We start from the raw sequence: 10,998 nt of genomic DNA on the forward strand, positions 1-10,998 counted from the left end.
GTGATCGCCGTAGCCGTTCTTCTCATTGTCAGCAATTAATCAATTCAACCATCGATACACTTTAGCGGGATTGCTTTCATTCGCCTGCGGCTCCAGCTTGAAACGTTCTGCAGGTGCCGCAGCTTTAGACGGCAGAGTCCCGTTTTTTATCGTTACAGCCGTTCCCAGCGGCACGAGGTCAAACAACTCCTCCACATCGGCTTTCCCCATTCTGATGCAGCCAAGCGATTTGTCCAGTCCAATGCTGTCCGGCTCATCCGTGCCGTGAATTGCGTACAGCGTATTCGACAGCGTCATGCCTCGGTTGCCAAACGGGCCATCCTTCTTGCCATTCGGGTTCCGCACCTTCTCGCTGATGTAGAAAGATCCTTCCGGCGTCTCGTCGCCGCCTAACCCGACGGGGTAGCTGCGTACGATAATATCGCCGCTCACAACCGCCAGTCTATGCGTTGCTTTGTCCACCACAATCTGCAGCGGTTGTCTCCATTGCTTATGCACCGCTTCCGTTCCGGGCACGAACATTGCTGTCTGCTCTTGTCCCGTCCCTTCGCTCTGGCCTTTACCAGAATCTTTTTCTTCCCGATCCGCCTTCACCGCTGCTAATAACGTGTTGAACATGGCCCGCATCTCTGGCGTATCTCCAGAGAGGACATTGTACGGATATGACCGTGTCAGCTGCTCCAGCTTCTGCGGCCAGCCTCCATAAAGCCGGTTGTATTGATAGATGGCACTAGACAACGTCCAGCGCAGCTCCTGCTCCTGCGCCCAGCGGTCCAGCTCTGTCTTGGCGACCGAAGAATCGGCAGGCTGGCAGTTACATGCAGCCGAGTCATGCATTCGAACATTCATGGCGGAGCTTCCGCTTTCCCTATTAACGGACATGAGAATCCGCTTCGTTCCCGTCCATTTGCGCCAGCCGTCCTCTTCCTCTAGTCTGACTGCCAAGGCCAGTTTCGGCTGCTCCGGCCACGCCAGAATACCATTCCAGGCACTTCCGATAGGACGGCGATCTCCCTGCTTAACGAGTACAACTCCGATAGGGGGTTCAACCGGCTGCATCGCAATTGCATCATCTGATACCTTCTCCACCCGTTCCCCGTTGGACGGCATCAATAACACGAACAGCAAAAATATGGCAGCCAGTCCTGCAACCCGGCGCACCAGCCTTTTCCGATGCTGGCGTCTATTCCAATGCTGCAGCATCTCTTGCGGCTGCTCCGCCAGCGGATGCCGCTTCCGTTCATAAGCGTCGTAGATTTCCCCGGACTGCAAAAAGCAGTAGTTCGCTTTCGCATCCATCCCGCGCAGCATATATTGTTTCCCCAGCAAGTACCAAGCCATCTTGTTATCGGGATGCTGGCTGACATATTGCTTCATATATAGTGTGTCGTCCGTCGTATCCACGCGTATCCCTCCAAACCGAGTATATCTTTATATATCGGCAGGCAGGCGCAACTTTTGATCCTTATCGGCGAAAAAAAAAGCTTCCGCCGCCGGCAGTTGCCGGTCACACGAGAAGCTTTTCCGATAAACATTACATATTGAACGGTTCATCCGCGATTTTAATGGAATCTGTAGGGCATCCGTCGCAAGCATCTTGAAGATCATCGAACAGATCCTCAGGAATTGCTGTGTTGCCGGTATTGCCGTCGTTATTGTAAATAACTTCCGCAATGCCTTCGTCGTCATAATCATAAATATCAGGCGCAGTTGCGCCGCAAGCGCCGCACGCGATACAGGTATCTTTCTCTACCCATGTAAACTTAGCCATCGTATAGTTCCCTCCCGAGCAATGATAAACGGATACAGTACATATATATGCTTGTCTTCCGCTTGCTTATGAATAGTGTAAACCTTCACTCATCAATATATAACAACTATCGCTTGTTGGCAACAATGACCGTTAATTTACGGGATCTCCTTCGTCTCTCTGCAAAGAGGTTCCGCGGAGCCGTTTGTTGCGGATTAGAGCGGACGGATCGTCTCCGAGCATACCTGCTGTCAGCACCGCATCCTCGCCAAATTTGTCGCGGAGCAAGTCCATCGCCTTGGTAAGCGCCTCTTTGCGCGGCTGCTGCTCATAGTCAAATAGATCAAGCTGCACGGCTGTTTCGGCTTGCGGAGACAAGTTTTGCAGCGTAATACCCAGAAGCCTGACCGGCTCCCTGCTCCGCCAATGCTCATCGAATAACCGGCAAGCTTCACGATAAATATCATCAGCCGTATTGGTGGGAGAGCGCAGTGTGCTGGAGCGCGTAATCGTCGACATATCCGGTTTACGAATTGTAATCTGTACAGTAGCCGCCATCAGCTTTTGCCGGCGCAGCCTTCGCCCCGTCTGATCTGCCAGGTTGAGCATAATCCGGTGTACGTCAGCCCGCTCCGTCACGTCATGAGGCAATGTGGTCGTATGGCCGATCGATTTATTGCTGCCGCGGTCGGGATTGACCTCGGAATGATCAATGCCATGTGCCGCAGCCTTCATCCATGAACCCATAACGCCGAATTGCTTCGCCAGCATGTGCTCGTCTGCGGCCGCTAATTGCCCGATCGTATGAATATGAAGCCGCTTAAGCTTCTCGGCCGTCTTCTTGCCGATACCAAACAGTGTGTCGCTTGGCTTATCCCACAGCAATCCGGGCACATCGCGAATGCGAAGCACCGTCATGCCATTCGGTTTAAACATGTCGGACGCCATTTTGGCAAGCAGCTTATTGGGAGCAACGCCAATCGAACAAGGCAGACCCCATTCCTTCCCAATGCGCTTCTGTATCGTCTCTGCGATCTCCAAAGGTGTTCCGAAAACTTTTGAGCCCGTAATGTCCATATAGCATTCGTCGATGGAGATCGGTTCTACAAGCGGCGTGTATTCCCGTGCAATCGCCATAAAGCCCCGGGAATATTTCCGATATAAATAGAAGTCCGGTTGAATAATAATAAGAGTCGGACAAAACTTGGAAGCTTGCCTGACCGTCATCCCGGTCTTTACACCCTTCGCTCTTGCCGCATACGAACAGGTGACGATGATGCCTTTTCTAAGCTCGACACTGCCTGCTACGGCCGTCGCTTTTCCTTTATATAGCTCCGGATTCTCCGCCTCGTGGACAGAGCAATAGAACGCATTCATATCCAAATGGAGTATGACCCGTCCTTTAACCGGATAATTTTGTTCCACATTCATTGTATGCCACCACCGTTAACAGAGAACCAGGTTATTGTCATAATTAGCTATATCCAGCATACAGCCGATCACATGTTCGCGTCAATGCGGCATCCCTTTGCAACCAAGCCAGCAGGGAAAATAAATTGCATCATCCTCTCTACATTCCGTGCAACAAGTGTTATAATAATACATTATGATTTGTAAAGGCTATCAGTGAAGGAGGCGTCCCGGCAATGACAACATCCATATCTATATTTGACACGACGCTGCGTGACGGAACACAAGGCGAAGGGATCAGCCTGTCAGCGGATGATAAATTGAAAATTGCGCAAAAACTCGACGCATTGGGCGTTCATTATATTGAAGGCGGCAATCCAGGAAGCAACAACAAAGATATCGAGTTTTTCCAACGGGTAAAAGGATTGAATCTGCAAGCGAAGATCACAGCTTTCGGCAGTACCCGGCGTAAGTTCAGCTTGGCTGAACAGGATGCGAGCCTGCTGCGGATTGCTGAATCCGGAGTGCCGGCTGCAACGCTTGTCGGCAAGTCATGGGACTTTCATGTCCATACTGCGCTGCAAACGACACTGGAAGAAAACCTTGCTATGGTCTACGACTCCATCGCGTTCCTGAAGCAAAGAGGCATGGAAGCGATGTTCGATTCCGAGCATTTCTTCGACGGCTACAAGAACAATCCGGACTATGCGCTGGCTGTACTGCGCAAAGCGCAAGAAGCAGGCGCCGACTGGCTCGTTCTGTGCGACACGAACGGCGGAACGCTGCCGGGAGAAATCCATGAAATCGTCAGCCGGGTGCGCCAGGAGCTCTCCGCTCCAATCGGCATTCACACCCATAATGACTGTGAGCTGGCTGTCGCCAACACTTTGGCAGCCGTACAAGCAGGAGCCCGTCAAGTGCAAGGCACTATTAACGGCTACGGAGAGCGTTGCGGTAACGCCAACCTCTGTTCGATCATCCCGAACCTGCAGCTCAAAATGAACTACGATTGCCTATCTGATGACAAACTCCGTGCATTGACTGGAACAGCGAGATATGTGAGTGAAATCGCCAATGTGAGCATGCCAGTTGGTCAAGCCTACGTAGGCAATGCGGCTTTCGCGCATAAAGGCGGCATTCACGTATCTGCTATTATGAAGGATTCCAAAACTTACGAGCATATTCAACCGGAACTCGTTGGCAACAAACAGCGCATTCTCGTTTCCGAGCTTGCGGGACAAAGCAATATCATTTCCAAAGCTCAAGAGCTTGGCCTTGATATCAATGCCAACAACGAAAAGACCAAAGAAATTATGGATCACATCAAGGATCTGGAGCACAAGGGCTATCAGTTCGAAGGCGCTGACGCGTCTCTGGAGCTGCTGCTTCGAGAAGCATTTGGGGAGACGAAGGAAACGATCAAGGTCGATTCGTTCAAAATGCTCGTTGAAAGCTCCAAAGGCAACATGATGTCTGAGGCGATCGTCAAGCTCAATGTCGACGGCCATCCTGTATATACCGCCGCTGAAGGCAACGGACCGGTTAACGCGCTAGACAATGCGCTTCGCAAAGCGTTGATCCCTTATTACCCGAAGCTGGAGGAAATCCATCTCTCCGACTATAAGGTTCGCGTCTTTGACGAAAAGGATGCAACGGCTGCCAAAGTCCGCGTACTGATTGAATCGACGAATTCGGAAACGACTTGGAGCACCGTTGGTGTATCAAGCAACGTTATCGAAGCGAGCTGGGAAGCGCTAGTCGACAGTCTCCGCTACGCCCTGCTCAGCATGCCGAAGTCGTCTGCGGCACCTGCTGACAGCTTGGAGCGCATCGGACTTGTCAATCATTAAAACATATAAACAAACGCCCGGCAGGAGCCATTGCTCCGCCGGCGTTCTCGTTCACTTATATTTTGCGATGAGACGTTCCCATTCCGCAATAGGAATGACGCCATTGATTCTTTCCCGGATCACGCCCTCCGAGTCGATCAGGAACGTGGTAGGGAACGTGTTGACTTTGTACTGCTTCGTCACGTCTCCTTCCCTGTCCATTAGAATAGGAAACGTGAATTCATGCTCCTGCACGAATTCACGGGCAGATCGTTCTTTATCGAACTTGGTCGCATTCACGCCATATAGATGAATCTCATCGCCGTATTTCTCTTGAAGCGCCTGCAAGTCAGGTGCTTCAAGCTCACATGGACCACACCAGGAGGCCCAGAAGTTAACAAAGCTCAGCTTATCCTGCTTGCCCCCTACTCCATAATCTTTCTCATCGAGTCCAGGCAGTTGAAATTCGGCAGCTACAGAACCTGCTTTCGGCTTGAAATCTACAGCTGCAGCTGTAGATGTATCATCCTTGGAAAAGTATTGATAGACCGCTAGCCCTGCCAACATAAATGCAACAATAAATAACGCCGAGGCGCGTTTCATGCTGTCCCTTCTTTCCGTCCATTCATTGCCTACATGTTACCATGTCAGGCATGCAAGCTCAAGCAAGGCCCATGGCAATTCCGTGAAAACCAGTATGCCGTCTGAGAGGTGCATGTTATCACTATGGCTCAAACAAATCCTTTTATACCTATAACAAGGGAAGCTTATGACGAACTTCTTGCCATTTGCAATCGCTCCTTGCCGAACGAAGCTTGCGGATTGCTGTTAGCTGCGGATTCCGAAGAGGGGATTATTAACAGCACTCTCGAAATCGTTAATGCACATGTAATGCCGGAGCGTGCGTTTCTATTTGAGCCTTCCTCCTGGACGAGCGCATTCTTCGAAACACAAAAAAACCGGCAATACATTGCCGGCTTCTTCCACTCCCATCCCTCTTCGGAAGCGAGCCCCTCTCAGGAAGATGAGATTGGACTGCCGCTTGCCGGGGATGGTCTCTGTTATTGGATCGTTTCGCTCCAAGACGCTGCTCCGGCCGTACAGCCATACATCTGTATGAATGGACAGCTTATGCCGTATCCCTTAATGTTTGCTAAGATAAGCATATAGATCGCCGAGCGTCGTAATGTTCCGTTCCAAAATGCGGCGTAAATAATGCTGCCACAGCTGTGCCGTCATTATTGAGTCCTGGAGAGCATGATGCCGTTCGGTAATCGGAATCCCGGCTTCCTCAAGCAAATCATCCAGCGCATAAGATGCCCTTCTCGGATCGAGCCACTTGGCCACCAGCATCGTATCCAGCACCCGATGGTTCAAATTGATCTTGGACGTGCGCCAAAGCGCCGCATTCAAAAACTGTTTATCATGGCCTGAAGCATGGGCGATCAACAGCCGTTTGCCGATAAACTCCATAAAATCATGGAGCACCTGCATCAGATCGGGAGCGTCTTGAACCATTTCATTCGAGATGCCGGTCAGCTCGACGATGGATCGCGGAATTCGCCTTCTTGGATTGACGAGGCTGTAGAATGATTCCTGTTCATAGATTTCAACACCACGCATGACCACGGCCCCAAAGGAAATGATCTCATCGCCATTCGAAGGGTAGAAGCCCGTCGTCTCCAGATCGAATATGACCACCTCAAGCTCTCGAAGCGGCGTGTTCAGTATGGACTGCTTACGCTGCTCCCTGTTAACGGAACGAATAAACGCCATCTGCTGCGCATTCTGCGAACCCAGCATCGAAGCGATTGCGGGTGTAAAACCGCCCATTTTATATAAGTTCCACATTCTCCCGACACCTTTAGGTTCCTTCATAGTGCTCTGCCACCGCCTTACGTAAGCCTTCCCATGGTTTGCTTGTATACTTTACGCTGAAGCTTCTTCCCTAAACGAAGCGCACTCTTTAACTCTTCAGTCATTTCCTTCGTCAGTTTCCGGCTGGGCAGCTTGCCGTTATTGCCATAAAGCCCATTCTCATAATGCTCCGTCGTCATCAGACGCAGCCTCATTACGAGGCGGAAAGCCTGTTCATACGCCGCCGCTTCCGGCGAATGCAATTCCTCCAGCTCTACTAGCCTTCGAATGCGCATTAAGGTTGACGTATCGCGTATGCCCGCTTGAATGGCAAGAAGCCGGATCGCATTGACCATCGGTATATAAGCGCCGTATTTAATATCCAGACTGCCCGCATCCTCTCCATACTGCTCTTTGAGCAAATGACCGAAAATACCGAGAAGCACTTTATGTCTCATCGTATTGTCCAACATCCGTTTGACAATAATCGGATGATTCAGCATATCTGTGAAGAAATGCTCTTTCAGCTCGTCAAGCAGCCGGTCGCTGCCATGAATGGACCGTCCGTCTGCCATAATAAGCAAATGACGGACTGATTCCCATACCGGTTCTTGAACCCAGCCGTTCAACTGCTGTTTCCATTCACTAGTGGACATGCACCAATCCGGGTTACTGCTAAGTACATTGCCTTCACATGGCGGATAGCCATTCGTTTGAAGCATGTTCACAATCAATTCCGATAATTGCCGAAAATAATGCTGAGTGGCCGCCGGATCTGACACTGGATCTTGATAGACAATTCCGCTGTCTTGATCACTGGACAATGTCTGCTCTCTCCGTCCTCCGCTGCCGAACAATAAATATGCGTAAGGCACGGGGGGAGAACCCTTCCCCGACCGTGCCATTTCCGCTTCTGCAATAACGATGGTGCGCCGGATAACCGCGTCATGCACTTCGTTTAATTGCTCATTAAATTGTTCGACTGGACTTGCCCAGAGAAGAGCTTCCATCTGCTCGTGTACTTGATCCCGCAGTTCGCGCAGCATCTCCACATGATCGGCATTGCCGATTTGCTTCAGCAGCTGCATTCGGACCGGATCAGCCATTCCCTCGTCCTCTCCTCTCGGTCAGCCCGTCGTTTATTTAGATTAACCTTGAATGTTTTGACCTGCTTTTTTCAATTGCTCAGGATAACCATAAGCGCCATGCTCACTGAGGTCAAGACCGATAATTTCTTGCTCTTCTGTTACGCGGAAGCCCATGATCAATTTCATCACGCCCAGTACCAGGAACGATGCCGCAAGCACGAATGCGCCAGCTACGACAACGGATTCGAATTGTACCCACAATTGCTTCCAGCTTCCTGTATCGATCAGACCGCCTTGACCAACGCCCACTTTCTCAGCCAGTTCTTGTGTAGCAAAGATACCGTTAGCGAGTGTACCCCAAATACCGGCAACACCGTGTACAGACAAAGCGAAGATTGGATCATCGACTTTGATTTTTTCGAAAAACTTAGCGCTGAAGAAGATCAGAACGCCGGCAACCAAACCGATGACTACAGCAGCCCAAGGCTCAACGAATGCGCAAGATGCCGTAATAGCTACCAGACCTGCAAGCGTACCGTTCAAAGTCGTCGTAATATCTGCTTTGCCAAGCACTGCCCAAGAGATGAGAAGAGCTGCGAATGCACCGGCACCAGCACCAAGCATCGTTGTAAAAGCTACATAACCGAAGAAACCATCACCAATTGCAAGCGTGCTGCCTGCGTTGAAGCCAAACCAGCCAACCCATAGAAGCAATACGGACAAAGCAGTAAATACTTGGTTGTGTCCGGAAATTTCATTAGCGGAACCGTCTTTGTTGAATTTACCGATACGAGGTTTCAGCAATACCGTTGCTGCGAAAGCGGCTAGCGCGCCGGATAAGTGAACGACTGTCGAGCCGGCGAAATCTTGCGCGCCGTCTTCAGCAAGCCAGCCGCCGCCCCAGATCCAGTGAGCAACAACCGGATAAATAACAGCTGTAAATACGATTGTAAAGATTAAATAGGAAGACAATTTGGCACGTTCCGCAAAACCGCCCCATGCGATGGAAAGCGATACAGCTGCGAAGGCCAATTGGAATAAGAAGAATACCGATTTCGGAATGCCTTCACCATCGCCAGCGTATCCGGGATTGAAGAAGAACTCACCCCAGCCAATAAAACCGTTGCCATCACCGCCAAATGCGATACCGTAGCCTATAGCCCAATAAATAAGTGCTGCAAGACCTGCTGTGAAAATGGTTTTGCCGGCTACGTGTCCAGCATTTTTCATTCGAGTGGAGCCTGTTTCAAGAAGAATGAATCCGCCTTGCATGAGCAGGACGAGTACGAATGCGACCATGACCCAGAGCGAGTTGATTCCCACATCCAAAGATTTACCGGATGGATCATCGGCAAATGCCATTGCCGGGAATACCAAACTGAGTGCACCTAATGTTACTAATAACTTCTTGACCATGACGACCACTCCCTTAGTGTTATGTTTCCTTACATTCTAGGAAAGACTTAATGTCATTATAGTCAGAAGTGCTCAGTTTGACAATACACTTTATTCGATTTATCAAAAAAAATCTAACGTTCGTGTCTCTAAAAGGACTTAATGTTAAGTTTTTTCACAAATCGGAAGCATTTTTCCTTTCTTTCTCCCCCCATTCTTCGCATTTTGATTCTATTGAATCTAGTTGACCCGCTATAGGTCTGGGTATAGATTTATTTATTCCACTAAATTACATCGCAATGTAACACGTTTGACTGTATGGTTGCTTTACGATTATCATTAGAGTATAGGCAATACGCCCCAATGCCCCTCTGAGCAGTGAAGCTTATCGCTTCGCAATATAAGTGCTTGTATATAATAGAAACCTATACATACTTATATTAAAGAAATGAAAAAGGAAGGAAGGTGGTTGCATGGAGGATACGAAGCTTTACCGCATAGGAGAGCTGGCCAAACTGGCGAACATAAGTGCTCGTACAATTGATTTCTATACGTCCATGGGCCTAATCGAACCGTCCGAAAGATCGGCCAAAAACTATCGCCTCTATAATGATGAAACTTTGCTTCGTCTGGAACGTATTGAAAAAATGAAGAAAGAAAAATACACGCTTGATGAGATTAAAGTGAGCTTAGCGGCTTGGGGCAGCGTAACCGCTGAGGAGCAGGTTTCACAGAAGCTGATGGATTTGCAGCAGCATTTAAGCCAGCTGGAACGCGAAGTGAAGGAGCTTGAGCCTGTACTCAAGCAAATGAAGCCTAAACAGGCGAACAAGCTGTACACGCGCTTGATGCCGCAGACAGCTGCATGTATCGAAGCGCTGATGCTTCTGATAAATAAAGGGAACTTTATGTAGAGGAAGCGAATTTGCATTAAAAACCAGATATTATGAAATGGAGGGTGACTTACACCATGTTATTTTTTCATCCCATGGACTTTCTCATTTTAATCGCCTTTGCGGTCTCCATATGGGCTCAGTTCCGCGTTAAAGGCACTTTCAACAAATGGGCACAGGTTCCCGCTATGAGCGGTCTAACGGGCTACCAGGCCGCCAGAAGGATGCTCGACAACAATGGCCTGCATGATATTCCAATCGAACCCGTACGCGGCCGCTTGACTGACCACTATGATCCGATCAACCGGGTTGTCCGTCTGTCAGAGCCCGTCTATTACGAAAATTCGATCTCTGCATTGTCAGTTGCCTGTCACGAGGTTGGACATGCGATCCAGCACAAAGAACATTATCCGATGCTCGTGCTTCGCCACCGCATCTTCCCAGTCGTCAATATTGCTTCCGGCGCAGCGCCATTCCTGTTGATCGCCGGCTTCTTGTTCAGCCTTACCGGATTGATTGGCCTCGGCATCATCTTCTTCTCCGTAGCCGTAGCCTTTCAGCTCATCACGCTGCCAGTCGAATTCAATGCCAGCAGCCGGGCTCGTGACCTGATGGTATCCGAAGGCTTTATCGCCAACGAGGAAGAACGCGGAGTTGCTAAAGTATTGAACGCAGCCGCTTTAACTTATGTAGCAGCTGCTTTAATCTCGCTGCTTGAGCTGATCAAGTACGTTATGATCTTCAATTCCCGAGACGAATAATCGGATGTATAGCAA

Annotated in this window: 11 protein-coding genes; 4 read left to right on the forward strand and 7 right to left on the reverse strand. The window is 49.7% G+C overall.

Features of this window, described 5'->3' with window-relative positions:
* Window positions 1-39: 39 nt before the first annotated feature.
* From TY10_RS09715 to TY10_RS09725, 3 genes are all read right to left on the reverse strand, one after another.
* Window positions 40-1,404 (reverse strand): L,D-transpeptidase, encoded by a 1,365-nt coding sequence (locus TY10_RS09715; protein ID WP_052350457.1) that lies wholly within the window; start codon window positions 1,402-1,404, stop codon window positions 40-42.
* Between the two features lie 130 nt (window positions 1,405-1,534).
* The gene (locus TY10_RS09720) at window positions 1,535-1,771 is read right to left on the reverse strand and encodes a ferredoxin (RefSeq protein ID WP_042162825.1); all 237 of its coding nucleotides are present in this window, start codon (window positions 1,769-1,771) and stop codon (window positions 1,535-1,537) included.
* Between the two features lie 132 nt (window positions 1,772-1,903).
* A complete protein-coding gene (locus TY10_RS09725) occupies window positions 1,904-3,181 on the reverse strand; it encodes a DNA polymerase IV (protein WP_042162826.1) in 1,278 nt (425 codons plus the stop codon).
* 215 nt (window positions 3,182-3,396) lie between these two features.
* Here TY10_RS09725 and cimA point away from each other — a divergent pair, with 215 nt between their 5' ends.
* Window positions 3,397-5,010 carry a citramalate synthase gene (cimA, locus tag TY10_RS09730; protein WP_042162827.1) on the forward strand — a complete coding sequence of 538 codons (1,614 nt, stop codon included), beginning with the start codon at window positions 3,397-3,399 and terminating at the stop codon, window positions 5,008-5,010.
* Window positions 5,011-5,061: 51 nt separating this feature from the next.
* Here the strand turns inward: cimA and TY10_RS09735 are convergent, their stop codons facing one another.
* Window positions 5,062-5,592 (reverse strand): TlpA family protein disulfide reductase, encoded by a 531-nt coding sequence (locus TY10_RS09735; protein ID WP_042162829.1) that lies wholly within the window; start codon window positions 5,590-5,592, stop codon window positions 5,062-5,064.
* Between the two features lie 123 nt (window positions 5,593-5,715).
* Here TY10_RS09735 and TY10_RS09740 point away from each other — a divergent pair, with 123 nt between their 5' ends.
* Window positions 5,716-6,159 (forward strand): M67 family metallopeptidase, encoded by a 444-nt coding sequence (locus TY10_RS09740; RefSeq protein ID WP_042162830.1) that lies wholly within the window; start codon window positions 5,716-5,718, stop codon window positions 6,157-6,159.
* On the opposite strand, the gene TY10_RS09745 is transcribed toward TY10_RS09740, so the two are convergent.
* From TY10_RS09745 to TY10_RS09755, 3 genes are read right to left on the reverse strand one after another with little or no spacing between them, the layout of a single operon-like run.
* A complete protein-coding gene (locus TY10_RS09745; protein WP_042162831.1) occupies window positions 6,133-6,867 on the reverse strand; it encodes a 3'-5' exonuclease in 735 nt (244 codons plus the stop codon). The genes TY10_RS09740 and TY10_RS09745 overlap by 27 nt on opposite strands.
* Window positions 6,868-6,884: 17 nt before the next feature.
* On the reverse strand, window positions 6,885-7,952 hold the full coding sequence (locus tag TY10_RS09750) for a DUF294 nucleotidyltransferase-like domain-containing protein (protein WP_042162832.1): 1,068 nt from the start codon (window positions 7,950-7,952) through the stop codon (window positions 6,885-6,887).
* 42 nt (window positions 7,953-7,994) lie between these two features.
* Window positions 7,995-9,350, reverse strand: coding sequence for an ammonium transporter (locus TY10_RS09755; protein ID WP_042162833.1), 1,356 nt, complete (start codon window positions 9,348-9,350; stop codon window positions 7,995-7,997).
* 452 nt (window positions 9,351-9,802) lie between these two features.
* Between TY10_RS09755 and TY10_RS09760 the strand changes: the two genes are divergently transcribed.
* Window positions 9,803-10,243, forward strand: coding sequence for a MerR family transcriptional regulator (locus TY10_RS09760; RefSeq protein ID WP_042162834.1), 441 nt, complete (start codon window positions 9,803-9,805; stop codon window positions 10,241-10,243).
* Between the two features lie 56 nt (window positions 10,244-10,299).
* Window positions 10,300-10,983 (forward strand): zinc metallopeptidase, encoded by a 684-nt coding sequence (locus TY10_RS09765; protein WP_042162835.1) that lies wholly within the window; start codon window positions 10,300-10,302, stop codon window positions 10,981-10,983.
* Window positions 10,984-10,998 lie beyond the last annotated feature (15 nt).

Source organism: Paenibacillus gorillae (assembly GCF_000513275.1).
Lineage (GTDB): Bacteria > Bacillota > Bacilli > Paenibacillales > Paenibacillaceae > Pristimantibacillus > Pristimantibacillus gorillae.

Coding starts and splice junctions, on each gene's coding strand:
- TY10_RS09720 (WP_042162825.1), bottom strand. CDS start 1,771: ATGGCTAAGTTTACATGGGTAGAGAAAGATACCTGTATCGCGTGCGGC.
- TY10_RS09725 (WP_042162826.1), bottom strand. CDS start 3,181: ATGAATGTGGAACAAAATTATCCGGTTAAAGGACGGGTCATACTCCAT.
- cimA (WP_042162827.1), top strand. CDS start 3,397: ATGACAACATCCATATCTATATTTGACACGACGCTGCGTGACGGAACA.
- TY10_RS09735 (WP_042162829.1), bottom strand. CDS start 5,592: ATGAAACGCGCCTCGGCGTTATTTATTGTTGCATTTATGTTGGCAGGG.
- TY10_RS09740 (WP_042162830.1), top strand. CDS start 5,716: ATGGCTCAAACAAATCCTTTTATACCTATAACAAGGGAAGCTTATGAC.
- TY10_RS09745 (WP_042162831.1), bottom strand. CDS start 6,867: ATGAAGGAACCTAAAGGTGTCGGGAGAATGTGGAACTTATATAAAATG.
- TY10_RS09750 (WP_042162832.1), bottom strand. CDS start 7,952: ATGGCTGATCCGGTCCGAATGCAGCTGCTGAAGCAAATCGGCAATGCC.
- TY10_RS09755 (WP_042162833.1), bottom strand. CDS start 9,350: ATGGTCAAGAAGTTATTAGTAACATTAGGTGCACTCAGTTTGGTATTC.
- TY10_RS09760 (WP_042162834.1), top strand. CDS start 9,803: ATGGAGGATACGAAGCTTTACCGCATAGGAGAGCTGGCCAAACTGGCG.
- TY10_RS09765 (WP_042162835.1), top strand. CDS start 10,300: ATGTTATTTTTTCATCCCATGGACTTTCTCATTTTAATCGCCTTTGCG.